The sequence below is a fragment of the Mycolicibacterium obuense genome (genome assembly GCF_055397605.1).
This window is the reverse complement of record NZ_AP043663.1, coordinates 4851626-4877792: the sequence shown is the minus strand read 5'-3', so window position 1 is coordinate 4877792 and position 26167 is coordinate 4851626. Positions and strand designations below refer to the sequence as shown.

Genomic DNA, 26167 nt, shown 5'->3' with positions numbered 1-26167 from the left:
GTTCAGGCCAGCCGGTCGGCGATCGTCGACTCGGCGAGCTGAGACAGGCCTTCTCGGATGTGGCGTGCCCACATCGAGCCGATACCGTCCACCGACTGCAGGTCGCTGGCGCTCGCGGCGAGCAGGCCCTGCAGAGAACCGAAGTTGCGGACCAGCAGGTCGACGTGCGCGAACTGCAGGCGCGGGATGCCGGACATGGCCCGGTAGCCGCGTGAGCTCATCGCCGAGTCCTGCGCCTCGGCCGTCGACGGATACCCGAAAACCCTTGCCAGGGTTGTGAAGTCGAGTAGCTCGCTGTCGGAGAGTCCGTCCAGCTCCTCCAACGTCGCGGTGACCTGCGCGGGGGTGGGAGGGTCGGGGTTGGCGTGATAGTCCCGCACGATCAGCTCGCGGTCGATGTCGTTGTCGCCCACCAGCTCGTCGAGCTGCAGCTTCAGCTGCCGGCCGTCGGTACCGAGTTCGACCACGTCGGAGTCGATCTCCAGGCTGATCCGGCGCACCATTTCGAGGCGCTGCACCACGGTCATGACGTCCCGCAGCGTCACGAAGTCCTCGATCTCGGCCATCGAGAGCTGTTTGCTCACTTCGTCGAGGCGGGTCTTGTAGCGCTCCAGCGTGTCGATGGTCTGGTTGGCGCGCGACAGGATGGTCGCCGACTCGGGCACGACGTGCCGCTCGCCGGCGACGTACACCGTCACGATGCTCATCGAGTGGCTGACGCTGATCACCGGATAGCCGGTCTGGATCGCGGTGCGCTCGGCGGAGCGATGCCGGGTTCCGGACTCCTCGGTGGGGATGGACGGGTCGGGTACCAGTTGCACGTTGGCGCGCAGGATCCTGCTCCCGTCACTGGACAGCACCACGGCGCCGTCCATCTTCGACAGCTCACGCAGCCGGGTGGGGGCGTAGCGCACGTCCAGGGAGAAACCGCCGTCGCAGATGGCCTCGACGCTGTCGTCGAACCCGATGACGATCAGGGCGCCGGTGCGCCCGCGCAGGATGCGTTCCAGCCCGTCGCGCAGCTGCGTGCCGGGCGCCAACCGGGCGATCGTCTCCCGCAGTGTCGGACGGGCCAACGGAACGACTGTGCGCGTGCTGCGTCCCGTCGACTTCACGGCCATCCGATCCCCTCGAGAGTTGGCTCAGTTCGCGTCATTCTGGCTGATCTGGCGCAGCACCCGCAATGCCGAGGCGATGTCGTCGGCTTCGAAGGTCCGCAGCCCGGCAGGCGCCGACGTCAGGCCGGCCGGCACGACCGCGGTGGTGAAACCCAGCCGGGCAGCTTCGGCCAGCCGGCGATCCATCCCGGTCACCCGGCGCAGGTCTCCGGCCAACCCGACCTCGCCGATCGCGATCGTCGACGTCGGCATCGCCAGATCGGTGAAGGCCGAGGCGATCGCCAAGGCGACCGCGAGGTCCGACGACGAATCGGTGAGCCGCATGCCGCCGACCGTGGACAGGTAGATGTCGTTGGCGCCGACGGGCAGTCGCGCCCGCTTCTCCAGCACCGCGGTGATCATCGCGGCGCGGGAGGAGTCGATACCGCTGACGGCGCGACGTGGACTGCCGTTGGCCGGCGAGCCGATCAGGGCCTGCACCTCGCCGATCATCGGGCGTTTGCCGTCGAGCGTCACCGTCACCGAGGTGCCGGGCACCGGTTTGGGACGCTGGTCCAGAAACAACCCCGATGCGTCCGCCACGCACTCGATTCCGTTGTCGTGCAACAGGAAACACCCGACTTCATCGGCGGCGCCGAACCGGTTCTTGACACCGCGCACCATGCGCAACGCCGATGCGCGGTCGCCTTCGAAGTGCAGCACGACGTCGACGAGATGCTCCAGCGAACGTGGTCCGGCGATCGCCCCGTCCTTGGTGACATGGCCGACCAGCAGCATCGCCACGCCGGTGGTCTTCGCCGCCATCGTCAGGGCAGTGGTGATCGCACGAACCTGCGTGACCCCGCCGGTGACACCGTCGGCTTCGGTGGTCGACATGGTCTGCACCGAGTCGACGATGACGAGCGACGGACGCACCGCGTCGATGTGGCCGAGCGCGGTCTGCACATCGGATTCGGCTGCCAGGTACACCTCGTCGTGGGTGCATCCGGTACGTCCGGCGCGTAGTCGGATCTGGCCGGCCGATTCCTCGCCCGAGAGGTAGAGCGCGCGCCGGCCCATCTGCGCCCAGCGGTGCGCCACCTCGAGCAGCAGCGTCGATTTCCCGACACCGGGATCGCCGGCGAGCAGGGTGACCGATCCGGGCACCACGCCGCCGCCGAGGACGCGGTCGAATTCGCCTATCCCGGTCGGGAAATGCCGTGTGGTCCCCGGATCGATCGAGCTGATCGGCACGGCGGGGGAGGCGGGTGCGATGGCGCGCCGGGTGGCTGTCCCGCCGACAGCGGCCAGCGCCACTTCGTTGACCGTGCCCCAGGTTCCGCAGTCAGGACAGCGACCCACCCATTTGGGTGTCGTGTGGTGGCATTCCGAGCAGCGATATTGCGAACGTGTTTTCGAAGTCCGGGCCACGGGTGCGACGGTATCGGCCCGCACCGACAACTGGTGGCGCGGCGCGCCCGTGTCGCGCGCTAGTGCCCGCCGGAGTGCTCGCCCGAGCTCTCCGAGACGGCCCCGCCGGCTTCGGAGACCTCGCGGCGCGGCGCCTCACCGGCGGAGATGGGCACCGGCACCGTGGTGTCACCCGCCTTCTCGAAGGTGAACGTGAAGTCATACGTCAGGCCGTTGGTGATGGGCTTGGTCAGCGCGACGCGCGCCTCTGCCGCGTCGGCGGGTTCGACCGCTTCCAGCGGGGTGGTCTGCCCGTCGGGGGTGCCGACGACGAGGACGCCGTTGGCGGGCAGATCCTTGCCGCCGGTCAGCGACACCGAGCCGACGTCGGAGGTGATGCGGACCAGTTTGTCGTTGGTGTCGGGCGAGGTGTTCGCGGCGGTGAAGATCAGCTCGACATCGCTGCCCGGGCGCACGTAGTCCGACGTCTGCTGGGCGCGCAGGTGGACGTTGCGCAGCACGATCGGGCCGGCTTTGCCACTGGTCCCGTTGATCGCCGGCTCCTGGGTCGCCGTCTGGGCCACCTGACCGGCACCGCAGCCGCTCAGCACGGCGGACAGTGCGATCGCTGCCGTCGCGACGGCGGTCGTGACAGAAGTGCGCCGATCTAAGGGGTTCACTCAGGTGCCTCCTGCTCGGCCGGCAGCGCGACGTGACATGCCGGTCTCCATCGTTCGACTATGCAGAGTAGTAGGTCGCGATGACGGGCGGTAGCGCAGGGCGCGCCTTGCACGGAATCGGCGGCCTGTCAACCCCCGATGTTGCTCCTCTGTGCCCCTGACCTGCATCGTTGGCGCACCCCCGGCGAGGGCGCGTGTTAAACTCGTCATGTGAAAGGGGCTCGAAACTGATGATTTTTAAGGTCGGAGACACCGTCGTCTATCCACACCACGGTGCTGCGTTGATCGAAGCGATCGAAACCCGAACCATCAAAGGCGAGCAGAGGGAGTACCTCGTCTTGAAGGTCGCCCAGGGCGATCTGACGGTCCGCGTGCCTGCGGACAACGCCGAATACGTGGGTGTGCGTGACGTCGTCGGCCAGGAGGGCCTCGACAAGGTGTTCCAGGTGCTTCGTGCCCCGCATACCGAGGAGCCGACCAACTGGTCGCGCCGGTACAAGGCCAATCTCGAGAAGCTGGCGTCCGGCGACGTGAACAAGGTCGCCGAGGTCGTTCGCGATCTGTGGCGTCGTGATCAGGAGCGTGGGCTGTCCGCGGGCGAGAAGCGGATGCTGGCCAAGGCTCGGCAGATCCTGGTCGGCGAGTTGGCTCTGGCGGAGAACACCGACGACGCCAAGGCGTCGATCATTCTCGACGAAGTTCTCGCTGCCGCATCCTGACGTGAATTTCCGCGTCGGTCTCGGCACCGACGTCCATCCGATCGAAGCGGGGCGGCCGTGTTGGCTGCTGGGTCTTCTGTTCGACGACGCCGACGGTTGTGCCGGTCACTCCGACGGTGACGTAGCCGCCCATGCTCTCTGCGATGCATTGTTGTCCGCAGCGGGCATGGGCGACATCGGTGAAGTCTTCGGTACGGACCGTCCCGAGTGGCGGGGGGTGTCGGGCGGCGACATGTTGCGGCACGTGCGCTCTCTGCTCGACGAGGCCGGGTTGCGTGTCGGAAACGCCGCGGTGCAGGTCATCGGCAATCGACCGAAGATCGGTCCACGCCGCGCCGAAGCTCAGCAGCTGCTCTCGGAGCTGGTGGGCGCTCCGGTGTCCGTGTCGGCCACCACCACCGACGGACTGGGCCTGACGGGCCGGGGTGAGGGCCTGGCGGCGCTCGCGACGGCCCTCGTCGCAAGCGATGCGGGTTCTGCCTGATCCGGCCGGTAAGCTGGCCCGTCGTGACCGAACGCCCTGCAGCTCCGATGCGGCTGTATGACACCTTGTCTGGCGGTGTGCGCGAATTCGCGCCACTGCGGCCCGGCCACGTGTCCATCTACCTCTGTGGCGCCACTGTGCAGGGTCTGCCGCACATCGGCCATGTCCGTAGCGGTGTCGCGTTCGACGTGTTGCGCCGCTGGCTGACCGCCAAGGGCTACGACGTGGCGTTCATCCGCAACGTCACCGACATCGACGACAAGATCCTGAACAAGGCCGCCGACGCCGGCCGGCCGTGGTGGGAGTGGGCCGCCACCTACGAGCGTGCGTTCTCGGCGGCCTATGACGCGCTGGGTGTGCTGCCGCCGTCGGCCGAACCTCGGGCCACCGGGCACATCACCCAGATGGTCGAGCTGATCGAGCGGCTGATCGAGCGTGGGCACGCCTACACCGGCGCGGGAGACGTGTACTTCGATGTGGCGACGCTGCCGGATTACGGCAAGCTGTCCGGCCATCGGATCGACGACGTGCACCAGGGCGAGGGCGTCGCGACGGGTAAACGCGACCAGCGCGACTTCACGTTGTGGAAGGGCGCCAAGCCCGGTGAGCCGTCATGGCCCACGCCGTGGGGACGCGGCCGCCCCGGTTGGCACACCGAGTGCGTGGCGATGGCGCACGAGTATCTCGGCGCCCAATTCGACATCCACGCCGGCGGTATGGACCTGGTGTTCCCGCACCACGAGAACGAGATCGCTCAGGCTGAAGCGGCCGGTGACGGCTTCGCCCGGTTCTGGCTGCACAACGGCTGGGTCACCATGGGCGGGGAGAAGATGAGCAAGTCGCTGGGCAATGTGCTCGCGATTCCCGCTGTGCTGCAACGGGTTCGGGCTGCCGAGCTGCGCTACTACCTGGGCAGCGCGCACTACCGGTCGATGCTGGAGTTCTCCGAGACCGCGCTGGCCGATGCGGCCAAGGCCTACACCGGTATCGAAGATTTCCTGCATCGGGTGCGTACTCGCGTGGGTGCGGTGGTCCCGGGCGAGTGGACGCCGAAGTTCGGTGCCGCGCTCGACGACGATCTGTCGGTGCCGATGGCGCTGGCCGAGGTGCACGCCGCCCGCGCCGAGGGCAACCGTGCGCTGGACGCCGGCGACCACGAGACGGCGCTGACCCACGCGATGTCGATCCGCGCGATGATGGGCATCCTGGGCGCTGACCCGCTCGACGAGCGTTGGGAGTCTCGCGACGAGACGTCCGCGGCGCTCGCCGCGGTGGACGTGCTGGTCCAGGCCGAGGTGCGGCGCCGCGGGGAAGCCAGGGCGCGCCGCGACTGGGCTGAGGCCGATGCGATCCGGGACCGGCTCAAAGAGGCCGGCATCGAGGTGACCGACACCGCCGACGGTCCCCAGTGGTCACTATCCGACGGAACGGACAAGTAGATGGCGGGCAACTCCCAGCGTCGCGGCGCGATACGCAAGGCAGGCACGAAGAAGGGCCCGACGGTCGGCTCCGGCGGGGTCCGGCGGCGCGGGCTGGAGGGCAAGGGCGCGACCCCACCTGCGCATGAGCGGCCCCATCATCCTGCGGCCAAGCGTGCGGCCAAGGCGGCGCGGCAGGCTCAGGGCAGGCACAAGAAGACCGACGACACCGAGACCGTTCTGGGCCGTAACCCCGTGGTGGAATGCCTGCGCGCGGGGGTGCCTGCGACGGCGCTGTACGTCGCGCTGGGCGCGGATTCCGATGAGCGCCTCACCGAGGCCGTGCAGACCGCGGCGGACCGAGGCATCGCGATCCTCGAGGTGCCCAAGCACGATCTGGACCGGATCGCCGCGAATGGTCTGCACCAGGGCATCGCGCTGCAGGTGCCGCCCTATGTCTATGCCCACCCTGACGATCTGCTCGCGCAGGCCAAGAAGGACGTCGCGCCGGCGCTGCTGGTGGCATTGGACAACATCTCCGATCCGCGCAACCTGGGGGCCATCGTGCGTTCGGTGGCCGCGTTCGGTGGGCACGGTGTGCTGATCCCGCAGCGTCGGTCGGCGTCGGTCACGGCTGTGGCGTGGCGTACCAGCGCAGGCGCGGCCGCCCGCACCCCCGTCGCCCGCGCCACCAATCTCACCCGTGCGCTGAAGCAGTATGCCGATGCGGGCATCCAGATCGTCGGGCTCGACGCCGGCGGGGACACCGCGATCGACGACATCGACGGCACCGGCCCGATCATGGTGGTGGTCGGTTCCGAGGGCAAAGGCCTGTCTCGCCTGGTGCGGGAGACCTGCGATGCCGTCGTGTCGATCCCGATGGCGGGGCCCACCGAGTCGCTGAACGCCTCGGTGGCCGCCGGGGTGGTGCTCGCCGAGATCGCCCGGCAGCGCCGCGGTTAGACGCCGATCACCTGCAGGCCCGCCCACAGCGCGGCCACGGCGGCGACCAGCGTGAGCGGTGTGGTGACCAGTCCGACGCGGCTGAATTCGGCGAAGCTGGGGTTCATGTCGCGGCGGACGACGCTGCGCCACAGCAGGTTGGCCAGCGATCCGACGTAGGTGAGGTTGGGGCCGATGTTGACGCCGATCAGCACGGCCAGGACGGCGCCGGGACCGAGCGGCGCCGCGAGCGGCAGCAGCACCAGCACCGCCGGCAGGTTGTTGACGATGTTCGACAGCACGGCGGCCACCGCCGCGATGCCCAGCAGCGCGAGCAGGCCCTGACCGTCGGGCAGCACCCGGTGCATGGCCGGCTCCAGTCCGTTGCGCATCACCGCCGCGACCACCACGCCCAGGCACAGCACGAACGCCAGGAACGGCAGGTCTATCGCCGCGACGATCCTGCCCACGGACGTGCGTCGGGTCACGAGGCCTCGTACGCCGAGCGCCGCTGCCCCGGCCAGAGCCGCCCAGGCCGGGGAGAGGCCGACCAGCGAGGTGACTGCGAAGCCGACCAGCGTTAGCCCGACGGTCACGAGTGCGAACAGCGGCAGGTCGACGGGTTCGGGCGGCGCCGGTTGCGGTTCGACGGCGAGGTCGCGGCGAAACAGCCAGCGCAGCAGCACGTACTCGACGGCGATGGCGACGAGCCACGGCAGCGACATCAGGGCAGCGAAGTGCAGGAAGGTCAGTCCGGCGGCACTGAACGCCAGCAGGTTGGTCAGGTTCGACACCGGCAGGAGCAGCGACGCGCTGTTGGACAGGTGCGCTGTCGCGTAGGCGTGCGGACGTGCCGGGACGGCGAGCGTGCGTGCGGTCGCCAGGACGACCGGGGTCAGCAGCACGACAGTCGCATCGAGGCTCAGGATCGCGGTGACGGCGGCCGACACGCCGAACACCGACAGCAGCAGCCGGTGCTGGCCGCCGGAGGTGGCGCGGGCCATCAGCACCCCGATGGCGTGGAACAGGCCCTCGTCGTCGCAGAGGCGCGCCAGCACCAGGACGGCGGCGAGGAACCCGACGACCGGCGCCAGTTCGCGGACCTCGACCCAGGCGCCGTGCCAGCTGATGGCGCCGGTGACGATGACGAGTGCGGCGGCGGGCACCGCCACCACCGCCTCGGGCCAGCCGTGCGGGCGCAGCAGCGCGAAACCCAGGACCGCGACGAGCGCGGCCACCGACAGGATCAGAGCCATGGGTCGGCGCGCTCCCAGAGGGTGGGCAGGTGGAGGGGGACGCCGTCCTCGGCGGCGAGCCGGCGCAGGACGCGGATGGACACGTCGAGGTCGTCGGCCGCGTAGGGCAGCGCGCGCAGTGGCTGATCGAGTGGCCGGAAGAAGTCGTCCCAGTGGATGAGCACGACGCGTCGCGCGCCGACGGTGCGGACGGTCTCGGCCCAGTACTCCACCAGGTAGCTCTCCGGCTGGAGCCCGAGTTGACCCACGCCGAGGTAGGCCACGTCGGCGCGCCGGCCGGCGAGAGCGCCGCGGCGGTAGCCGGCGCTGCCGACGATCAGGATGGTCCGTCCGGTGGGGCGATGGGTGACGAGCGTGGACCACGCCTCGCCGCAGCGGTACGCCGCAGCGCGTACCGGCGGCCGGACCGGCGCGGTGATCTCACCGGGGAAACGGTCGGGCGGGCAGTGGTGTCCCTCGATCAGGGTGACGTCGAAGGTTCCGGCGGCGACGGGTTCGCCGGGCGTGACGACGTCGACGCGATCGAGGTCGGCTCCGCGGGCGATGTGGGCGGCCGATGTTCCGCCGATGAGCCGGGCCCCGGTTCGGGCGGCGACGACGCCGGAGTCCATGGCGTGGTCGAAGTGGGTGTGCACGGGGGTGACTGCGTCGAGACGGGCGACGCCGAGGCGGGTCAGCGCCGCATCGATGCGGGATGGTGACGGCCGCAGGGGCCGGGTCGCGACGGCGAGCAGTTTTGGGCGAGAGAAGAAGCCGTCGGTCAGCACCGCGGATTGCCCGTCGTCGACGAGCAGGGTGGTGACGCCGGCCCACGCGACCGTCACCGGCGAGGCGGTCGTCGCCGTGGGTACGTCGAAGCGATCGGCGTACGCGGCGAGGTCGGGCCTGCCGAGCTTGAGACGCATGACCGACACCCTAGGGGGCGTCAGGGGGATGCCACGCGCCGTGGAGTTGCCGAAGCGCCACCCTTCTGACGATAATGACAATCGTTTTCACTTATTCATCGGAGGCGAACGTGAAGCGCGGCATTCATCCCGACTACCACCCGGTGGTCTTCCAGGACGCCAACACCGGGAAGACTTTTCTGACCCGTTCGACTGCGACGAGCGAGACGACGATCGACTGGCCGACGCCGGGCGGTGTTCAGCGATATCCCCTCATCGTCGTCGAGGTGTCGGCGGACTCACACCCGTTCTGGACGGGGAGTCATCGGATCGTCGACGCGGCAGGTCAGGTCGAGAAGTTCAATCGTCGCTACGGGCGGCGCGAAGCGCCGACGGCTGGTCAGTAGCTGTAGGTGTTCTTCGGTTGCGGGATCTGCTCGACCTGGTAGACCGCCAACGTCGGCCGGGACGAATCATCCTGCGCCGTGGCGACTTTGCCCTCGACGCGGATCCACGCGCCATCGGGCAGGCGGCCGGCAGCGGCGGCGGCAGGCCCGGTCAGGTCTATCCGCGCGAGCTGAGCGTCGGCGGCACAGCAGATGATCACGACGCGCCCCAGGTCCAGGTGGTCACCGTCGCGCATCGTGAAACCGGTGACGGTGACCAGCCGATCGTGCACTGTGCCGGAAGAGTCCTGAGCGAGGCGGATCAACAGATCGGGCAGCGACAGTTCGGGGGCGCGGCCGTCGGGCAGTGGCGGAAACGGCCGCCGCGCAGCGGTATTCGTCGTCTCCTGCATCTGCGGCCGGGCGGTCTGCGGGCCGATGGCGGGCGGAACGACGATGGCCAGCAACGCAATCGGCACGAGCAGCAGCCACGCCATCGCCGGGCGGTGTCCGTGGTGGTCCTGGTCGGCGGCGGTGGGCCCGCGTCGGATGTCGCGGACGATCGACACCAGGGCCAACAGCGCGAGCAGGATGCCGGCTGTCATCAGCCAGGGCTGCAGGGAGGGTTTGACGTAGCGCGCATAGGCCCCGCCGGCGGTGATCATCACGGTGCTGACTCCGACGAGGAGCAGAAGCGCGTTCTCGGTTTCGCGGCTCATCGGTTGCCCACGATCAGCAGGCCCACCCCGGACGCCATCAGCGTGGCGACGACGAAGGTCAACGGAGCGAAGCGCACCGCGAACGCGCGGCCGAACATGCCGACCTGCATCGCGAACAGTTTGAGGTCGACGGCCGGCCCGACGACCAGGAAGACCAGGCGCGGCAGCAGCGGCAGCATCGACAGGCTCGCAGCCACGAAAGCGTCTGCCTCCGAACACAACGAGAGCACGACGGCCAGCAGGGCCATGACGGCGATGCCGAGGATCAGGTGGCCGGCGAGGTGGTCGTACATCCAACTGGGCACCACGATGTGCAGCAGTGCGGCCGCGGCGGCCCCGAGGACGAGGAACGACGCGGCCTGCAAGAAGTCATGGCGCGCCGCCTCGGTGAACACCGCCCAGCGCGACCCGCCGTGAGCGTGCAGGTCCGGCATCTTCCGCGTGATCCACCGGGGTTGCCCGAAGCGGATCCACAGCGCTCCCACAGTCAGTGCGGTGAGAAAGGAAGCGGCGCAACGGGCGAACACCATCGCGGGCTCACCGGGAAAGGCGACTGCGGTCGCCACCAGCACCACGGGGTTGATCGCCGGGGCAGCCAGCATGAACGTCACCGCGGCCGCACCGACGGCGCCGTCGGAGTAGAGCCGCCGCGCGATCGGCACGGATCCGCATTCGCATCCCGGCAGTGCCGCGCCGCCGACCCCGGCGACGACCACCGCCGCCGCCGGATGGTGCGGCACCCACCGCGTCAGGCGCTCCGGCGTCACCATGGCCGCCACCAGGCCGCTGATGAGCACCCCGAGAACCAGAAAAGGCAACGCCTGCACGAAGATCCCGCAGAAGACGGTGGCCGCCGTGGCGACAACGGGGGTACCGGCCACTGCACTGCGCACCGTGGTCCCCGCCAGTGTCAGTGCGAGGACGGCGATGACGAGCACGTGCATCGATGTGATGCGCCGGAGTACCGGCGGCGTCCCGACGGCCACGTCGCCATTGTGCCATCGGCGATCTTGATCACCCTGGCTGCTCACTGGGGATCGGCCCGCTAGGGTGACCGCATGGCTTTTCAGGCGTTGTTGGTCAAGGCGGCATCGACGGTGGTGACAGGTGCTGTCGGAGTGGCGGCATACCAGGGTGTACGCAAGGCGATCGCTAAGGCCCCGCTGCACGAGATGTCAGTCTCGGCAACCGCATTGGCCCTGCGCGGCGCACGCAAGGCCGAAGAGGGCGCTGAGTCGGCGCGGCTGAAGGTCGCCGACGTGGTGGCCGAGGCGCGCGAGCGTATCGGAGAGGAAGCGCCGCCGCCGGCGGTGTCCGACACCGGTCACGACCACGAACACTGATCCGGTGGCGCCCACCGTCGTCTCCGACGCGGCGGGGCGGCTGCGGCTGCACGTGCCGTGGTTCCGCCACGATGCCTGCCGCGCGGTGGCGATCGAGGATGCCGTCGAGCGGATAGCCGGTGTCCGTGCGGTGCATGCCTATCCGCGGACTTCATCGGTGGTCGTGTGGTACTCCCCGAAGCGGTGCGAACGCGCCGCTGTTCTCGAGGCGATCGAGTCGGCGGCGGCCGTGTCTCGCGATCTCGTGCCGGCCCGGGCGCCCCACTCGGCCGACGTCGCCAACGCCGACGTGCTGCGGATGACCGTGGGCGGAGTCGCGTTGGCGCTACTCGGGATTCGGCGCTACGTGTTCGCGCGTCCGCCGCTGCTCGGACCGAGTAGCCGGCTGGTGGCCTCCGGAGTCACGATCTTCACCGGCTACCCGTTCCTACGGGGCGCGCTGCGCACACTGCGGGGCGGTCGCTCCGCGGGCACCGACGTGTTGGTGAGCGCGGCGACGGTCGCGAGTCTGGTGTTGCGGGAGAACGTCGTCGCGCTGACGGTTCTCTGGCTGCTGAACATCGGTGAGTACCTCCAGGATCTGACACTGCGGCGAACCCGGCGGGCGATCACGAGGTTGCTGCAGGGCAACCAGGACACCGTGTGGGTGCGGATGGCCGACGGTGTCGAAGTGGAGATGGCCACTGCGGAGTTGCGAGTCGGTGACGAGGTGGTGATCCACGATCAGGTCGCGCTGCCCGTCGATGGTGTCGCGGTCGACGGTGAGGCGATCGTGGACCAATCGGCCATCACCGGGGAGAACCTTCCGGTGGCGGTGTCCCCGGGCGCGCGGGTGTACGCGGGTTCGGTGGTGGTGCGCGGGCGGCTGGTGGTCCGCGCTGAGGCTGTCGGAGCCGAGACGACGATCGGCCGCATCATCGCGAGGGTCGAAGAAGCGCAGCACCACCGTGCCCCCATCCAGACCGTCGGGGAGAGCTTTTCCCGCCGTTTCGTGCCGGCCTCGTTCCTGCTGTCCGCGGCCACCCTTGTACTGACCCGCGATGTGCGGCGGGCGATGACGATGCTGCTCGTCGCCTGCCCGTGCGCGGTGGGCCTGTCGACCCCGACGGCGATCAGCGCCGCGATCGGCAACGGCGCCCGGCGCGGCATCCTGATCAAGGGCGGGTCACACCTCGAGGAGGCGGGTCGAGTCGACGCCGTTGTCTTCGACAAGACCGGGACGCTGACCGTCGGCCGCCCGGTCGTCACCAATCTCGTTGCATTTCACAAGGACTGGGAGCCCGAGCAGGTGCTGGCCTACGCAGCCAGTTCTGAGATCCATGCGCGGCATCCTCTGGCCGAGGCGGTGATCCGGTCCACTCAGGAACGTCACATCGAGATCCCGCCGCACGAGGAGTGTGAGGTGCTGGTCGGCCTCGGCATGCGGATGCGCGCCGACGGGCGGACTCTGCTGCTGGGCAGCCCGTCGCTACTGCGCCAGGAGAAGGTGCGGGTGACGAAGAAGGCGACCGAGTGGGTCGACACCTTGCGCCGTCAGGCGGAGACCCCCCTGCTCCTCGCCGTGGATGGTCGGCTCGTCGGCCTGATCAGCCTGCGCGACGAGATCCGCCCGGAGGCTCATAGAGTCCTGACACGATTGCGCGCCAACGGAGTTCGCCGCATCGTCATGCTCACCGGGGATCATCCGGATACGGCAGCCGTGGTGGCCGAACAGCTCGGCATCACCGAGTGGCAGGCGGAGGTCCTGCCCGACGACAAGCTCGCGATGGTGCGTCAGCTCCGAGACGAAGGGCACACCGTCGCGATGGTGGGGGACGGTGTCAACGATGCTCCTGCCCTCGCCGAGGCCGACATCGGCATCGCGATGGGGCTCGGCGGCACGGACGTCGCGGTGGAGACGGCCGATGTGGCGCTGTCGAGCGACGACCTGACGCGGCTGCTGGACGTCCGCGATCTCGGCGGCCGCGCTGTCGACGTGATCCGGCAGAACTACGCGATGTCGATCGCGGTCAACGCGCTCGGTCTGGTGATCGGCGCCGGTGGGGCGCTGTCGCCTGTGCTCGCCGCGGTCCTGCACAATGCCTCGTCGGTTGCGGTGGTCGCCAACAGTTCCCGGCTCATCCGCTACCAGTTGGGCGAGGAGTCAGCGGCGCGCTGACTGCTGGCGCAGACCGGCGACCGCAGCCGCCAGGCAGGCGGCCGCGACTGCGCCGGCGAACCACGGGAACACTGCGGCCAGATCCCACTCGGTGGCGGCCCAGCCGGCGACCAGTGTGGGCACGGCCATGGCGGTGTAGGCCGCCAGATAGAACGCCGACATGGTCTCGCCGCGCCGGCCCGCGGGCACGACGTCGGATAGGTGACGCAGTGATCCGCCGAAGCCGAGCCCGAAGGTGGCGCCGAGCAGCGCCGCGGCCACGAACACCAGCTGCGGCTGATGGGTCAGCAGTACCGGGATCGTCAGCAGCAGCGACACCGCCATCCCGATGTCTCCGATGATCGCCGAGTACCTGGCCGGCAGCCGTGTCGCGGCGAGTTGAGCCAGGGCCGCGGCGAAGGCCGTGCTGCCGACGACCGCGCCACCGAACACCAGGTTGTCGATGTGGGTCTGGCGCGCGGCCAGCGACGGGTACAGCGACAGCAGCACGCCCAGCACCGACCAGGACGCCATCGCGCCCATCGCGGAGAACCAGAAGTCGCCTCGGATCTCCTCCGGTACAGCGGGCTTGGCAATCCGAATCGGACCGGCGCTGCGGGCGGTGTGCGGTTCGCGCAGGGCCAGCACGCCCACTCCGACGATCAGGCACACCACTGCGACCACCGCGTAGGGGGTGCGCAGAGGATGCGGCGCGTACTGGGCGAGCAGTGCGGAGCCGAGGATCGCCACGGTCATGCCGACGTTGAAGCTGACCCCGGACAGCTGCCCGCTGCGCACGCCGTGGTCGGGGCGCAGGTCCAGCAGTGCGGCTGCTCCCGCGACGACGATCGAGCCGACGGCAGCGCCGTGGATGGCCCGGGCGAGCAGGAGCAGGGGCATGGTGTCGGCGATGAGGAAAACGCCCAGCCCGACGATCAGCGCGATCAGGGCGCCGACGAGCACCGGCTTGCGGCCCACCACGTCGGAGATGCGCCCGGACACCAGCACCGCGCCGAGGGCGGCGACCGCGTAGACGGCGAACACGATCGTGGTGGCCAGCGGGGACAGGTGCCAGGTCGACTCGTAGATGCCGTAGAGCGGGGCGGGAACGCCGGAGACGCCGAGCGCCACTCCGCTGAGTACCAGCAGCAGCGGATACGCCCAGCGCTGGGTTTCGGTGATCGGACGGTCGATCGCCACCATCTGGAGAACCCTTCCGCGTCGAGTACAGTACGACGGACATCGAACCTGCTCGAGCGTACGCTGGGTTCGACGATCATCAAACTCAGCGTGGTGAAGGACACTCCATGGCCGACGACGCGCACCCGGTGGCGCCAGTCCAGCAGGTGCTGGCTGCCCTGCACGATCCGGTTCGTCTGGAGATCGTGCGGCGCCTGCACAACGCGGGCACATCGCTGCAGTGTGGCGCTCTCTACGACGGCATCAACAAGTCCACGGCGACCCACCACTTCAAGATCCTGCGTGAAGCCGGGTTGACCGAGCGGCTGATCGTCGACGGTCTGACCTACCAGCGGCTCAGGGTCGACGAGGTCGAGGCCGCGCTACCCGGCCTGCTGGGCAGCGTCGTGAACGGTGCCAATCGGGCCGCCGGCGTCCCGGTCGGCTGAACCGGTCAGCTGAACGCGTTCAGCGCCACACCCTCGGCCTCCAGGCGCCCGCGCACCGCGGTGGCGATCTGCACTGCGCCTGGCGAATCACCGTGCACGCACACTGATTTCACCGAGATCGGGATCGTCGACCCGTCGACAGCGTCGACCCGTCCCCGGGTCACCATCGAGATCACCCGCTCGGCGATCTCGTCCGGATCATGCAGCACCGCGTTGCGCTCGCGCCGCGACACCAGCGCTCCGTCCGGCCGGTAGGCGCGGTCGGCGAACGCCTCGGGCACCGTGCGCACACCCAGTTGCTCGGCTTCGGTGAACAGCACCGAGCCGGCGAGTCCCAGCACGGGCAGCGCAGGGTTCACGGTGTGCACTGCCGCGATCACCGCACGCGCCTGATCTCGATGGCTGACCACCGAGTTGTACAGGGCACCATGAGGTTTGACGTACGACACGGTCGAGCCGGCGGCAGCGGCGAGTGCACTGAGCGCACCGATCTGATAGATCACGTCGGCCGTCAGATCCTCGGGAGGCATGTCGATGAAGCGGCGGCCGAAGCCGGCCAGATCGCGGTAGCTCACCTGGGCACCTATCTGCACGCCGCGCTCGGCGGCCAGCCGGCACGTCCGGGCCAGGGTGGCCGCATCGCCGGCGTGGAAACCGCACGCGACGTTCGCGCTGGTGACGATGCCGAGCATCGCGTCGTCGTCACCGAGCTGCCACACCCCGAAGCTCTCGCCGAGATCGGCGTTGAGGTCGACCGTCCGGGTGGCCATGCAGTCAGCGTAACCGCGCACGGGACCGTCGCCGGCTCAGTGTGAATGGTTGTGCGTGACGCCCCACGCCGGAAGGGGATCGGCGAACGTCAGCCAGTGGTTCTGGCCCGCCGCGAACTCCTCGTCGGTCAGCAGGGCCTCGGTCAGCAGCCGCTGCACCGACTCTCGGTCGAGCCTGACTCCGATGAACACCACCTCCTGGCCGGGCGCGATGTCGGTCGACGACCAGTACTGGGCCGGCTCGATGACCAGATTCGGCCCCGCCTGGGACCAGATCGCGGCGATGGTCGGTCGGGTGGCGATCCAGCAGAATCCCTTGCTACGCACGATGCGCGTCAGCTTTCCCAACGACTCGGCCAACCGCTGGGGGTGGAACGGCCGGTCGGACCGGAAGGTCATCGAGCTGATGCCGTACTCCTCGGTCTCCGGTGTGTGACCGTCGGCGATCTCCTCGTCCCAGCCGGGCGCCTCGGCGGCGAGGATTGGATCGAACAGCCCGGTGTCGAGTACTTCGCAGGTGTCCACGATGCCGTGATCGGTGTGGATCAGCTTGGCCCGGGGGTTGAGCCGCGTCACCAGGGTCTCGACGGTGCGGAGCGTGGCGGCGCTGACCAGGTCGGTCTTGTTCAGCAGGATCACGTCCGCGAACTCCACCTGGTCGACGAGTAGGTCGGAGATGCTGCGCGCGTCGCCGTCACCGGCGCTCATGGCCCGGTCGGCCAACGCTTCGCCCCTGGCGATCTCGAGGAGGAAGGTCGACACGTCGACGACCGTGACGAGAGTGTCGAGGCGTGCGAGTTGCCCGAGGCTCGAGCCGTCGTCGAACTCCCAGCTGAAGGTCGCGGCGACCGGCATCGGCTCGGAGATTCCGGTGGATTCGATGACCAGGTGGTCGAACTTGCGCTGACGGGCCAGCGCGCCGACCGCTTCGATCAGGTCTTCGCGCAGTGTGCAGCAGATGCAGCCGTTGGTGAGCTCGACGAGCTTCTCCTCGGTGCGGTCGAGGTGGCCCTGCCCCGCGATCAGTGCCGCGTCGATGTTGATCTCGCTCATGTCGTTGACGATCACCGCGACGCGCTTGCCGTCCCGGTTGGCGAGGATGTGGTTGAGCACGGTGGTCTTGCCGGCGCCCAGGAAGCCGGAGAGGACCGTGACGGGCAGGGTGGCGGAGGGGGAAGAGGTCACTCCTTAATGATAATCATTTCCAATAAGCACCGCGCCGATTGGGCAGAGGTTAATGGAAACGGTTATCGTTACCGCGTGACGACTCCGAACTTGACGGCCCGCCTGGCCGCCGCCGCGATTGCCCTTGCCTCGCCGATCGCCCTGGCCGCCTGCGGGAGCAGCAGTGAATCCGCTGCATCCTCGACCACCGCCTCTGCTGCGGGAGGTACCTGCCCCACCGCACCGATCAAGGTCGTCGTCAGCGTCGACCAGTGGGGTGACGTCGTCTCACAGCTCGGTGGTGCCTGCGCCACCGTCACCACGGTGCTCGCCGGATCGTCGGTCGACCCCCACGACTACGAGCCCGCGCCGTCGGACGCCACCCTCTTCGACGGCGCGCAACTGGTGGTGCTCAACGGCGGGCACTACGACGAATGGGCCGCCAAACTCGCCGCCTCGTCGGACCCGGACGCACCCGTCATCAACGCCGTGGACCTCAGCGGGGGCGGCGATCACGGCGGTGATGATCATGCCGAGGCCGGGGGCGATCACGGTGCTGATCATGTCGAGGAGGGCAACCCGCACGTCTGGTACAGCCCGGCCGTCGTCGGAGAGGTCGCCAAGGCAGTCACCGCAGAGCTCAAGAAGCTCTCACCCGGCGCTTCGGCGTACTTCGACGAGCGGTACACGGGCTTCACCAACGTCATGAAGCCCTACGACAACGAGATCGCCGCGATCAAAGCCGGCGCCGCCGGCAAGAGCTACGCTGCCACCGAGAGTGTGTTCGACGACATGGCGGCGGCACTGGGACTGGAGAATCGGACGCCCGAGGGCTACCGGCTCGCCTCGGCGAACGAGAGTGAGCCCGCCCCGGCCGATCTCGACGCGTTCCTGCGGCTGCTCGGCGACCGGAAAGTGGATGTGCTGATCTACAACACCCAGACCGAGGGTTCGGTGGTCGAACAGATCCGTGCGGCCGCCGAACAGGCAGGGGTCCCGGTCGTCGACGTCACGGAGACCGTTCCGCCGAACACCGAATCCTTCCAGACGTGGCAGGTCGAACAGCTGACCTCGCTGGCCAAGGCGCTCGGTGTCCGCGAATGACGCGGTAGCCGACCCGGCGCTGTCGTTCACCGATGTCAGCGTGGTCCGCGGTGGGCGCACGATCTGGTCGCAGTCGACGTTGCAGGTCGACGCCGGCCGGTTCGTCGCCGTCATCGGTGCCAATGGCGCCGGCAAGACCACCCTGCTCAACGTGATCCTCGGGCTGGTGCCCGCCGCCACGGGCACCGTCCGGATCTTCGGTGGGCAACCGGGCGCGCGCAACGACCTGATCGGGTACGTGCCCCAGGATTACGACGTCAACGCCACCGAAGCCATTCGCGCACGCGATGCGGTGCTGCTCGGCCTGACCGGGCACCGCTGGGGCTTCGCTCGGCCGACCGCGCAGGACCGTCGACGCGTCGACGACGCGCTGCGCCAGGTGGAGGCGACATCGTTCGGGAACAGGCGGCTCTCCGAGCTGTCAGGCGGGCAGCGGCAACGCATCGCGCTCGCCGGCGCGTTGGTCTCCGCGCCGCGGATGCTCATCCTCGACGAACCGCTGGCGTCGTTGGATCTGCGCAACCAGCACGAGATCGTCGAGCTGCTGGCGCGCCTGCGGCGGGAGCTCGGGGTGACGGTCATCGTCGTCGCCCACGACCTGAACCCGCTGCTGGCGACGCTGGACAGTGCGATCTACCTGCTCGACGGTCACGCCCACCACGCAGCGATCGACCAGGTGGTGGAGGCCGATCTGCTCACCCACATGTACGGCACCCCGATCAAGGTCGCGCACACCCTGCAGGGTGACCTCTACATGCGGAGTTCGGAATGAGACAGACCGTCCTGGCGGTGGGTTACCAGCACAACTGGGTGGACATCCTCAGCTCGTCGTTCATGCGCAACGCCTGGCTGGGCGGCACCATCGTGGCGCTGGCCGCCGGCCTGATGGGCTATTTCATCGTGGTCCGCAACTCGTCGTTCGCCGCTCACGCTCTGGCCCACATCGGGTTGCCAGGGGCCACGGGGGCCGTGCTGCTGGGAGTGCCCGCCGCGGTCGGTCTCGGGGTGTTTTGCGTGGGGGGTGCGCTGGTGATCGGGGCGCTCGGCAAACGAGCCTCCGATCGCGACGTGGCCACGGGCACCGTGCTCGCGTTCGCCACCGGGCTCGGTCTGCTCTTCAATTCGTTGGCCACCCGGAATTCGTCGACGCTGACGAACGTGCTCTTCGGGAACCTGTTGGCGATCACCGCGGAGCAACTGGCCGGGTTCCTGGCCCTTTTGGTGGTGTTGGGCGCGAGCATCGCGTTCATCTATCGCCCGCTGCTGTTCACCTCGGTCAACAGTCAGGTGGCCGAGGCCAGGGGCGTGCCGGTGCGGAGCCTGTCGATCGTGTTCATGGTGCTGCTCGGGATCACCGTCACCATGGCCGTGCAGGCGGTGGGCACGCTGCTGCTCTTCGCGCTGGTGGTCACGCCCGCGGCGACCGCCCTCACTCTGACCGCCCGGCCGGTGCTCGCGATGGCGGTCTCGGCGGCCATCGGTCTGCTGTCGGTGTGGGTCGGCCTGGCCGTTTCGGCGATGTTCAACCTCCCGCCGAGCTTCGTGGTCGTCTCGATCGCCTGTGGCATCTGGTTGGTGACCTGGACTCTTCACCGTCTGCCGCGCCGGAATCAGATGTCTGCTGCGGATCGCTCACAGTCCACTAACCTCTCGGAACATGTCCAGAAGTCCGACGCCGAGACGGCGCGCGACCCTGGCCTCACTCGCCGCTGAACTGAAGGTCTCGCGGACCACCGTCTCCAATGCCTACAACCGGCCGGATCAGCTGTCGGCCGAATTGCGGGAGCGGGTGCTCTCCACCGCCAAGCAACTGGGATATCCCGGACCCGATCCGGTGGCCCGATCGCTGCGGACGCGCAAAGCCGGAGCGGTCGGGCTGATGATCACCGAGCCGCTGAACTACTCCTTCTCCGATCCCGCGGCCCTGGATTTCGTCGCCGGCCTCGCCGAGTCGTGCGAGGCGGCGGGGCAGGGCCTGCTTCTGGTGGCGGTCGGGCCCAACCGCAGTGTGAGCGAGGGCTCGGCAGCGGTGCTGGCCGCGGGGGTCGACGGTTTCGTCGTCTACTCGGCCTCGGATGACGACCCGTACCTGCCGTTGGTCCTGCAGCGCCATCTGCCCGTGGTGGTCGTCGACCAACCCCGGGATGTACCCGGTGCGTCGATCGTGTGCATCGATGACCGCGCGGCCATGCGGCGGCTCACCGAGTACGTGCTCGAACTCGGCCACCGCGAGATCGGCTTGCTCACCATGCGGCTGGGTCGGGACTGGCCGCACAGCGGTCGCGGTCCGGCGCTGGCCGATCCTGACCGGGTGAGAAACCCGCAGTTCCACGTACAGAGTGAACGCATCCTCGGAGTGTCCGACGCGTTGACCGAGGCGGGCCTGAATCCCGATGCGCTGACCGTCGTGGAGAGCTACGAGCATCTGCCGACCTCCGGCGGAGTCGGCGCGGACGTCGCGCTGGAGGCGAATCCGCGAATCACCGCGCTGATGTGCACCGCCGACGTGCTGGCGCTGTCCGCGATGGATCGGCTGCGCGCCCGCGGGGTGTACGTGCCCGGTCAGATGACGGTGACAGGGTTCGACGGAGTGCCCGAGGCGTTGTCGCGCGGGCTGACCACGGTGCGCCAGCCGAGTGTCGAAAAGGGCCGCCGCGCAGGACAATTGCTGCACAATCCGCCGCGGTCGGGGTTGTCGGTGGTCGAGGTTCTCGACACCGAGTTGGTGCGGGGCCGCACCTCCGGTCCGCCCGCGTAGCCGTCAGCTCGGAGTGCTGAGCGCCGCGGCGATGCGATCGACGGTCGCGCGCTGCCACTGCAGATAGCTCATCCCGTCGGGGAGCGTGGAGCTGATCGAGATGATCGGCAGGGCGACCCCGCGAGCGGCCGCGGTGATCGTGTCGAGCCCCCCGCCCGTGGCCTGATCGTCGACGACGAGCGCCGAGACGCGGCGGGCAGTGATCGAGTCGCGCACCGCGGCGACGTCGGCGGGGGTGGGTGTGCGGCCCTGCTCCAGCGCGTCGGCGAACGCGGGCGGCGTCTTGTCGGCGATGCCGGCGTTGCGCACTGCGTAGGTCGCGACGGGCGCGATCGAGATCACCGACGCGCCGGGGTGGGCCTGGCCGATCGCGTGCTGGGCCAAGGTGAGCGTGTCGAGGTCCTCGTCGAATTGCTGTGCTGCCGCCGTGTAGTCCGCAGCGTGTTCGGCATCGGACTCCCCGAGGGTCTCGGCGATGCGGTCGGCCACCGCCTTGGCCGTCAGCACGTCGTAGAAGACGTGGTCGTCGGCCGGCGGCTGCAGTGGCGTCAGCGACAACGCATCGATGCGGGGGATGTCAGGTGCGTCTTTCAGGATCGGGGCGATCCACTGGTCGTACCGGCCGCCGTTGTAGACGACCAGCGACGCGTCGGCGACCTCGGAGACGGCGGCGGTGCCGGGAGTGAATGCTCGCGGGTCGGCGTCGGCCGGCATCAGCGAGCGCACCGTTGCGTGCTGCCCGACGACGGCCGCGGCGACACTGGCCCATGCCCCGGTGGAGGCGACCACGTTGGCGGTGCCGTGTTCGGCGTTCGGCGGGGTCTGCGAGCACCCGCACAGGGTGCTCACCAGCAGCGCGGTGACCAGGGGAACGGAGAAGCGCACTGTCGTCAGCCCCCGCGCGTCGACAGCAGGTGTGCCAGCGCGGCGGCCACGCCCTCGGGCGCATCGACCCGGTACGCCGCGGCAGTGTCACCGGGCCCGACCTTGACCCCCACATCGGCGTCGCCCAGTCGGCGGAACGCTTTCTCGTCGGTCACGTCGTCGCCGAAGAACACCACGGCGCCGGCGCGGTGCTCGGCGCGCAGGATGTCCAGCGCCTCACCCTTGTCGGTGGAGATGACCGCGAACTCCAGCACCGCCTTGCCGGTCGTGGCGTGGGCGTCCCAGTCCGAGGCGGCGTCCCACGCCGCGGCGAGCGCCGCCTCGCCGTCGGCGGTCGACGCATTGCGGACGTGCAGTGCGACGCTCGCCGGTTTGGTCTCGACGGTCACCCCCGGCTTGTCCGCGGCGATCTCCGAAAGCGTCTCGGTGATGCGGGCCAGCAGGTCGGTGTCGATGTCGTGGGCGAAGCCGGAGTCGAACTCTGCGCCGTGGCTGCCGACGAGGTGCACGGTCGCGGGCATCGAGGACAACGTGCGCAGGTCACGCAGGGCGCGGCCGGAGATCAGCGCGACCTCGGTGTCGGGGAGCTCGGCGAGCGCGAGCAGCGCATTGCCGGCGGCGGGCAGCGGACGGGCGTCGGCGGGATTCGACACGATCGGCGACAGCGTGCCGTCGAAGTCCGAGGTGACGAGCAGCCGCGGGACCTGCGCGACGGCGGCGAGGGCGGCAGACAGCTCCGGCGGCAGCACGCCTCCGATCCTAGGCGGGTCAGATCTTGGGTTGTTCGCCGTCGCCGATGAGCAGTCGCATCGCGAGGTCCAGCCGCTTGCTCACGTCGGTGGCCGAGGCGCGGCGGGTGAGCCAGGCCAGCAGATTCGACAGCCACACATCGGAGATCACGCGGGCGATGTGGTACTGATCCTCGGTCGGTTCACCCTCGCTCATCGCCCGGGCGAACATCGAGTCCATCAGCTTGCCCACATAGTCGACTTCGCCGGCGGCCGACGCGTCGGCGAACACGAACGCGCGCGTCATCGCTTCGGTGAGCAGGGGATTGCGCTGCATGGCGCGGTTGAGCTTGCCGACCATGATGTTGAGCCGCTGATACGGCGTCGCGCCGGCGGCCAGCACAGAACGGTCGGTCTTGGCGTCGATGCGTTCGAATTCGCGGCCCAGTGCGGAGACCAGCAGGTGGACCTTCGACGGGAAGTAGCGGTACAGGGTGCCGACCGCGACGTCGGCGCGTTCGGCCACCGCCCGCATCTGGACGGCCTCGTAACCGCCCTTCGACGCGATCGCCAGCGTCGCGTCGAGGATGCGCTTGCGGCGTTCCCGCTGTGCTTCGGAGCCGAGTTCCGATTCCGCCAGCACCGCGACGTTCATCACCTGCCGGGGGCGGGCGTCCGCTCCCGCGCCGTCGGTGCGCGCCGACGACCCTGTTGCGGACTGAGACGACCCGGACATGCGGTGTGGCTCCTTCGGTGCGCTGCGGCAGATGCATGGGTATGCAACCGAAGGAAAACGATACGCATTCCGGTCGCGACTTTCTCGCCACCCTCTGCGCGTCACCAACGATCTGGTCTGCTGCGATGGCGTTCGACTTGACGTTCGAACACTGGCACTATTAGAACACGTTCTAGTGGGAAGCATGGGGTTCTCACCCAAAGCCTAGGAGTCACGGTGCCGGCAACCATCAGCGACGAGCAGTCCGCCGCACGCGAGCTGGTCCGCGATTGGGCGGCGGGCTCCACGTCGCTCGAGGCTGTGCGCGACGTCGAGCAGGGCGCCCCCGATGCGTGGCGCGCCCCGTTCGACGCGCTGGCCGCGTTGGGCATTTTCGGCGTCGCGCTGCCCGAGGAGCTCGGCGGCGCCGACGGCACGGTCGCCGATCTGTGCGCGATGCTCGAGGAGGCGGCGGCCGGTCTGATCCCCGGTCCGGTGGCCACCACGGCGCTGGCCACGCTGGTGCTCGACGGCGCCCAGGGCGATCTGGTGGAAGCCCTGGCCTCGGGGCAGCGGACGGCCGGTCTCGCGCTGCGCGCCGAGCTGACGCTCACCGGGGAGAGGGTGTCGGGGATCGCCGCGACGGTGCTCGGTGCGACCGCCGACGGGGTGCTGCTGCTGCCGGCCGGGGACACGTGGGTGCTGGTCGACGCGACGGCCGACGGGGTCGTGGTCGAACGCCGCAAGGCCACCGACTTCTCGCGCCCGCTGGCCCGGGTGACTGTCGACGGTGCGCCAGCGACGACGCTGGACGTGCCGGCTCAACGCGTGGTGGACCTCGCGGCGACGGTGGCGGCGGCCGAGGCCGCGGGGGTGGCCCGCTGGCTGCTGACGACGGCGACCGAGTACGCCAAGGTCCGCGAACAGTTCGGCAAGCCGATCGGCAGCTTCCAGGCGATCAAGCACATGTGCGCCGAGATGCTGCTGCGCAGTGAACAGGCGTCGGTGGCCGCGGCGGATGCGGCGCGCGCTGCGGGCGAGTCCGATGACCAGCAGTTGTCGATCGCCGCGGCCTTGGCCGCGTCGGTGGGGATCGACGCGGCCACAGCCAACGCCAAGGACTGCATCCAGGTGCTGGGCGGTATCGGCATCACCTGGGAGCACGACGCGCACCTGTATCTGCGCCGCGCCTACGGCATCGGGCAGTTCCTGGGCGGGCGGTCGCACTGGCTGCGCCGGGTGGCCGCGCTGACGCAGCAGGGGGTGCGCCGCGATCTGCACATCGATCTCGCCTCGGTCGCGGATCTGCGACCCGAGATCGCCTCGGCGGTGGCCGAGGTGGCCGCCGCTCCGCAGGACCGTCGGCAGGTCGTGATGGCCGAGACGGGCCTGCTGGCGCCGCACTGGCCGCGACCGCACGGCCGCGACGCGGGCCCGGCCGAGCAGCTGCTCATCGACCAGGAGCTCGCGGCGGCCGGGGTCACCCGCCCGGATCTGGTGATCGGCTGGTGGACGGTCCCGACGATCCTGGAGCACGGCAGCGCCGCGCAGGTCGAGCAGTTCGTCCCGCCGACGCTGCGCGGCGAGCTGCAGTGGTGTCAGCTGTTCAGCGAGCCGGGCGCCGGGTCCGATCTGGCGGCGCTGCGGACGAAAGCTGTTCGCGCAGGGGGTGGTTGGAAGCTCACCGGGCAGAAGGTGTGGACGTCGGCGGCACAGAAGGCGCATTGGGGTGTGGCGTTGGCGCGTACCGACCCGGACGCCCCGAAACACAAGGGCATCACCTACTTCCTGATCGACATGACCAGTCCCGGCATCGTGATCCGGCCGCTGCGCGAGATCACCGGTGACGAGCTGTTCAACGAGGTGTTCTTCGACGACGTCTTCGTGCCCGACGAGATGGTCGTCGGTGCGGTCGACGACGGCTGGAAGCTGGCGCGCACGACGCTGGCGAACGAGCGGGTCGCGATGGCCCAGGGCACCGCGCTGGGCAACCCGATGGAAGAGCTGCTGCGGGCGCTGTCGGAAGCCGATGTCGATGATGCGCAACAGGATCGGCTCGGCGCGCTGATCTGTACCGCCCAGGTGGGTTCACTGCTGGATCAGCGCATCGCGCAGCTCGCGGTCGGTGGCCGGGATCCCGGCCCGCAGGCCAGTGCCCGCAAGCTCATCGGGGTGCGGTACCGCCAAGCGCTCGCGGAGTTCCGCATGGAGCTGTCCGACGGTGCCGGTGCGGTGGAGAACCAGCAGGTGCACGACTTCCTGAACACGCGATGCCTGACCATCGCCGGGGGTACCGAGCAGATCCTGCTGACGATGGCGGGGGAGCGGCTGCTCGGGCTGCCGCGTTAGCCGAAGCGGGTCTGCGCGCAGGCCGTCGGCGTGGTCAGGTTGACCCCGCCGTAGACCACCTGGATCTGCGAGCACGCGATGAAATCGGCGCCCGTCGCCGGCAATCCGTTCCGCCACTGCGTGGGCACGGAGTCGCCGTCCGAGGTGAAGCGCGCGATGTCCCCGCCGCCGAAGTAGGTGATGGACAGCTCGACGTCGTTGATCGAGCGGTACATCTTGGAGAGCACGTTCTCGTGGTTGGCGCCCTTGAGTTCGCGAGGGTTGCCCGACGGGGCGCTGTAGGTCGCCTGCTGCCAGACGTCGCGGTCCGAGCTGCGCAGCGTCACGGTCTGGCGGGCCCACGTGTCCTGGGGGAAGCCGGTGGGGCCGCCCGGCGTCAGCAGGCTCGCTGTGGTGGTGAAGAAGCACCGGGCCTGGGCTGAGTCGCAGTTGGCCGATACCTGCATCTGGATGGAGGTGGCGGGGTCGACGGCGATCGAGCTGGTCTTGGTGTCCGATGCGGCGGCCGCAGTGCCCGAGGGGATGAGGGCCGCCATCGCCAGGGTCGTCGCACCTATCACCGCGAGCCGCTTCATTCTGGCGAACCTAGCG

Annotated in this window: 27 protein-coding genes; 13 read left to right on the top strand and 14 right to left on the bottom strand. The window is 69.3% G+C overall.

What is annotated here, in order from left to right; all coding sequences use genetic code 11:
- Positions 1-2: 2 nt before the first annotated feature.
- The 3 genes from disA to ACZ50N_RS23440 are packed head-to-tail and all read right to left on the bottom strand — an operon-like array spanning position 3 to position 3187.
- Positions 3-1121, bottom strand: coding sequence for a DNA integrity scanning diadenylate cyclase DisA (gene disA, locus ACZ50N_RS23450; RefSeq protein WP_046362858.1), 1119 nt, complete (start codon positions 1119-1121; stop codon positions 3-5).
- Between the two features lie 21 nt (positions 1122-1142).
- On the bottom strand, positions 1143-2528 hold the full coding sequence (radA, locus tag ACZ50N_RS23445) for a DNA repair protein RadA (protein WP_133414531.1): 1386 nt from the start codon (positions 2526-2528) through the stop codon (positions 1143-1145).
- Between the two features lie 59 nt (positions 2529-2587).
- Positions 2588-3187: a copper chaperone PCu(A)C domain-containing protein gene (locus tag ACZ50N_RS23440; RefSeq protein WP_046362859.1), complete on the bottom strand. Its 600-nt coding sequence runs from the start codon at positions 3185-3187 to the stop codon at positions 2588-2590.
- Positions 3188-3417: 230 nt separating this feature from the next.
- Here ACZ50N_RS23440 and carD point away from each other — a divergent pair, with 230 nt between their 5' ends.
- Genes carD through rlmB form a run of 4 tightly spaced genes read left to right on the top strand, consistent with a single transcriptional unit; the run spans position 3418 to position 6771 of the window.
- Complete coding sequence (gene carD / locus ACZ50N_RS23435) at positions 3418-3906, top strand: RNA polymerase-binding transcription factor CarD (RefSeq protein ID WP_046362860.1); 489 nt, start codon at positions 3418-3420, stop codon at positions 3904-3906.
- Between the two features lies 1 nt (position 3907).
- Positions 3908-4390 (top strand): 2-C-methyl-D-erythritol 2,4-cyclodiphosphate synthase, encoded by a 483-nt coding sequence (gene ispF, locus ACZ50N_RS23430; RefSeq protein WP_048421885.1) that lies wholly within the window; start codon positions 3908-3910, stop codon positions 4388-4390.
- Positions 4391-4437: 47 nt separating this feature from the next.
- Positions 4438-5829 carry a cysteine--tRNA ligase gene (gene cysS / locus ACZ50N_RS23425; protein WP_046362862.1) on the top strand — a complete coding sequence of 464 codons (1392 nt, stop codon included), beginning with the start codon at positions 4438-4440 and terminating at the stop codon, positions 5827-5829.
- Positions 5830-6771: a 23S rRNA (guanosine(2251)-2'-O)-methyltransferase RlmB gene (gene rlmB / locus ACZ50N_RS23420; protein WP_464473879.1), complete on the top strand. Its 942-nt coding sequence runs from the start codon at positions 5830-5832 to the stop codon at positions 6769-6771.
- Here the strand turns inward: rlmB and ACZ50N_RS23415 are convergent.
- Together ACZ50N_RS23415 and ACZ50N_RS23410 are read right to left on the bottom strand one after the other, a co-directional pair.
- Positions 6768-8006 (bottom strand): SLC13 family permease, encoded by a 1239-nt coding sequence (locus ACZ50N_RS23415; protein WP_464473878.1) that lies wholly within the window; start codon positions 8004-8006, stop codon positions 6768-6770. The genes rlmB and ACZ50N_RS23415 overlap by 4 nt on opposite strands.
- Positions 7997-8911, bottom strand: coding sequence for an MBL fold metallo-hydrolase (locus tag ACZ50N_RS23410; protein WP_046362895.1), 915 nt, complete (start codon positions 8909-8911; stop codon positions 7997-7999). The genes ACZ50N_RS23415 and ACZ50N_RS23410 overlap by 10 nt, the downstream gene beginning before the upstream one ends.
- A 110-nt stretch (positions 8912-9021) precedes the next feature.
- Between ACZ50N_RS23410 and ACZ50N_RS23405 the strand changes: the two genes are divergently transcribed.
- A complete protein-coding gene (locus tag ACZ50N_RS23405; protein ID WP_046362865.1) occupies positions 9022-9297 on the top strand; it encodes a type B 50S ribosomal protein L31 in 276 nt (91 codons plus the stop codon).
- Here the strand turns inward: ACZ50N_RS23405 and ACZ50N_RS23400 are convergent.
- Positions 9291-9995 carry a TIGR03943 family putative permease subunit gene (locus ACZ50N_RS23400; protein WP_133414529.1) on the bottom strand — a complete coding sequence of 235 codons (705 nt, stop codon included), beginning with the start codon at positions 9993-9995 and terminating at the stop codon, positions 9291-9293. The two genes, ACZ50N_RS23405 and ACZ50N_RS23400, sit on opposite strands and share 7 nt — an antisense overlap.
- Positions 9992-10939 carry a permease gene (locus ACZ50N_RS23395; protein WP_133414598.1) on the bottom strand — a complete coding sequence of 316 codons (948 nt, stop codon included), beginning with the start codon at positions 10937-10939 and terminating at the stop codon, positions 9992-9994. Before ACZ50N_RS23395 ends, ACZ50N_RS23400 begins: the two co-directional genes overlap by 4 nt.
- A gap of 114 nt (positions 10940-11053) precedes the next feature.
- Here ACZ50N_RS23395 and ACZ50N_RS23390 point away from each other — a divergent pair, with 114 nt between their 5' ends.
- Positions 11054-11338, top strand: a complete 285-nt coding sequence (locus ACZ50N_RS23390; RefSeq protein ID WP_046362867.1) for a DUF1490 family protein — start codon at positions 11054-11056, stop codon at positions 11336-11338.
- 4 nt (positions 11339-11342) lie between these two features.
- A complete protein-coding gene (locus tag ACZ50N_RS23385) occupies positions 11343-13496 on the top strand; it encodes a heavy metal translocating P-type ATPase (RefSeq protein WP_133414528.1) in 2154 nt (717 codons plus the stop codon).
- Here ACZ50N_RS23385 and ACZ50N_RS23380 read toward each other — a convergent pair.
- Positions 13482-14678: an MFS transporter gene (locus tag ACZ50N_RS23380; protein WP_133414527.1), complete on the bottom strand. Its 1197-nt coding sequence runs from the start codon at positions 14676-14678 to the stop codon at positions 13482-13484. The genes ACZ50N_RS23385 and ACZ50N_RS23380 overlap by 15 nt on opposite strands.
- Positions 14679-14782: 104 nt before the next feature.
- On the opposite strand from ACZ50N_RS23380, the gene ACZ50N_RS23375 reads away from it, so the two are divergent.
- Positions 14783-15103: an ArsR/SmtB family transcription factor gene (locus tag ACZ50N_RS23375; RefSeq protein WP_048421879.1), complete on the top strand. Its 321-nt coding sequence runs from the start codon at positions 14783-14785 to the stop codon at positions 15101-15103.
- 5 nt (positions 15104-15108) lie between these two features.
- On the opposite strand, the gene ACZ50N_RS23370 is transcribed toward ACZ50N_RS23375, so the two are convergent.
- Positions 15109-15873, bottom strand: coding sequence for a LamB/YcsF family protein (locus ACZ50N_RS23370; RefSeq protein WP_133414526.1), 765 nt, complete (start codon positions 15871-15873; stop codon positions 15109-15111).
- Positions 15874-15909: 36 nt separating this feature from the next.
- Positions 15910-17058 (bottom strand): GTP-binding protein, encoded by a 1149-nt coding sequence (locus tag ACZ50N_RS23365; protein WP_464473877.1) that lies wholly within the window; start codon positions 17056-17058, stop codon positions 15910-15912.
- Positions 17059-17199: 141 nt separating this feature from the next.
- On the opposite strand from ACZ50N_RS23365, the gene ACZ50N_RS23360 reads away from it, so the two are divergent.
- From ACZ50N_RS23360 to ACZ50N_RS23345, 4 genes are all read left to right on the top strand, one after another.
- The gene (locus tag ACZ50N_RS23360; protein ID WP_464475697.1) at positions 17200-18141 is read left to right on the top strand and encodes a metal ABC transporter solute-binding protein, Zn/Mn family; all 942 of its coding nucleotides are present in this window, start codon (positions 17200-17202) and stop codon (positions 18139-18141) included.
- Complete coding sequence (locus ACZ50N_RS23355; RefSeq protein ID WP_464473876.1) at positions 18128-18913, top strand: metal ABC transporter ATP-binding protein; 786 nt, start codon at positions 18128-18130, stop codon at positions 18911-18913. Before ACZ50N_RS23360 ends, ACZ50N_RS23355 begins: the two co-directional genes overlap by 14 nt.
- Before the next feature lie 62 nt (positions 18914-18975).
- Positions 18976-19854, top strand: coding sequence for a metal ABC transporter permease (locus ACZ50N_RS23350; protein ID WP_236693825.1), 879 nt, complete (start codon positions 18976-18978; stop codon positions 19852-19854).
- A complete protein-coding gene (locus tag ACZ50N_RS23345; RefSeq protein WP_048421875.1) occupies positions 19799-20899 on the top strand; it encodes an Rv3575c family transcriptional regulator in 1101 nt (366 codons plus the stop codon). Before ACZ50N_RS23350 ends, ACZ50N_RS23345 begins: the two co-directional genes overlap by 56 nt.
- A 3-nt stretch (positions 20900-20902) precedes the next feature.
- Here the strand turns inward: ACZ50N_RS23345 and ACZ50N_RS23340 are convergent, their stop codons facing one another.
- Genes ACZ50N_RS23340 through kstR form a run of 3 tightly spaced genes read right to left on the bottom strand, consistent with a single transcriptional unit; the run spans position 20903 to position 23248 of the window.
- Complete coding sequence (locus ACZ50N_RS23340) at positions 20903-21784, bottom strand: metal ABC transporter solute-binding protein, Zn/Mn family (RefSeq protein ID WP_464473875.1); 882 nt, start codon at positions 21782-21784, stop codon at positions 20903-20905.
- A 5-nt stretch (positions 21785-21789) separates the two neighbouring features.
- Entirely contained in the window at positions 21790-22533 is a 744-nt protein-coding gene (gene otsB, locus ACZ50N_RS23335) for a trehalose-phosphatase (RefSeq protein ID WP_166429251.1), read from the bottom strand.
- 19 nt (positions 22534-22552) lie between these two features.
- Positions 22553-23248 (bottom strand): cholesterol catabolism transcriptional regulator KstR, encoded by a 696-nt coding sequence (kstR, locus tag ACZ50N_RS23330; RefSeq protein ID WP_046362876.1) that lies wholly within the window; start codon positions 23246-23248, stop codon positions 22553-22555.
- Between the two features lie 216 nt (positions 23249-23464).
- On the opposite strand from kstR, the gene ACZ50N_RS23325 reads away from it, so the two are divergent.
- Positions 23465-25576, top strand: coding sequence for an acyl-CoA dehydrogenase family protein (locus tag ACZ50N_RS23325; RefSeq protein ID WP_464473874.1), 2112 nt, complete (start codon positions 23465-23467; stop codon positions 25574-25576).
- On the opposite strand, the gene ACZ50N_RS23320 is transcribed toward ACZ50N_RS23325, so the two are convergent.
- The gene (locus ACZ50N_RS23320; RefSeq protein WP_464473873.1) at positions 25573-26151 is read right to left on the bottom strand and encodes a hypothetical protein; all 579 of its coding nucleotides are present in this window, start codon (positions 26149-26151) and stop codon (positions 25573-25575) included. The two genes, ACZ50N_RS23325 and ACZ50N_RS23320, sit on opposite strands and share 4 nt — an antisense overlap.
- Between the last annotated feature and the right edge of the window lie 16 nt (positions 26152-26167).

Coding starts and splice junctions, on each gene's coding strand:
- carD (WP_046362860.1), top strand. CDS start 3,418: ATGATTTTTAAGGTCGGAGACACCGTCGTCTATCCACACCACGGTGCT.
- ACZ50N_RS23380 (WP_133414527.1), bottom strand. CDS start 14,678: ATGGTGGCGATCGACCGTCCGATCACCGAAACCCAGCGCTGGGCGTAT.
- ACZ50N_RS23375 (WP_048421879.1), top strand. CDS start 14,783: ATGGCCGACGACGCGCACCCGGTGGCGCCAGTCCAGCAGGTGCTGGCT.
- disA (WP_046362858.1), bottom strand. CDS start 1,121: ATGGCCGTGAAGTCGACGGGACGCAGCACGCGCACAGTCGTTCCGTTG.
- ACZ50N_RS23390 (WP_046362867.1), top strand. CDS start 11,054: ATGGCTTTTCAGGCGTTGTTGGTCAAGGCGGCATCGACGGTGGTGACA.
- ACZ50N_RS23400 (WP_133414529.1), bottom strand. CDS start 9,995: ATGAGCCGCGAAACCGAGAACGCGCTTCTGCTCCTCGTCGGAGTCAGC.
- ACZ50N_RS23395 (WP_133414598.1), bottom strand. CDS start 10,939: ATGCACGTGCTCGTCATCGCCGTCCTCGCACTGACACTGGCGGGGACC.
- ACZ50N_RS23350 (WP_236693825.1), top strand. CDS start 18,976: ATGCGCAACGCCTGGCTGGGCGGCACCATCGTGGCGCTGGCCGCCGGC.
- ACZ50N_RS23410 (WP_046362895.1), bottom strand. CDS start 8,911: ATGCGTCTCAAGCTCGGCAGGCCCGACCTCGCCGCGTACGCCGATCGC.
- ACZ50N_RS23345 (WP_048421875.1), top strand. CDS start 19,799: ATGTCCAGAAGTCCGACGCCGAGACGGCGCGCGACCCTGGCCTCACTC.
- kstR (WP_046362876.1), bottom strand. CDS start 23,248: ATGTCCGGGTCGTCTCAGTCCGCAACAGGGTCGTCGGCGCGCACCGAC.
- ACZ50N_RS23370 (WP_133414526.1), bottom strand. CDS start 15,873: ATGGCCACCCGGACGGTCGACCTCAACGCCGATCTCGGCGAGAGCTTC.
- ACZ50N_RS23320 (WP_464473873.1), bottom strand. CDS start 26,151: ATGAAGCGGCTCGCGGTGATAGGTGCGACGACCCTGGCGATGGCGGCC.
- ACZ50N_RS23415 (WP_464473878.1), bottom strand. CDS start 8,006: ATGGCTCTGATCCTGTCGGTGGCCGCGCTCGTCGCGGTCCTGGGTTTC.
- cysS (WP_046362862.1), top strand. CDS start 4,438: ATGCGGCTGTATGACACCTTGTCTGGCGGTGTGCGCGAATTCGCGCCA.
- rlmB (WP_464473879.1), top strand. CDS start 5,830: ATGGCGGGCAACTCCCAGCGTCGCGGCGCGATACGCAAGGCAGGCACG.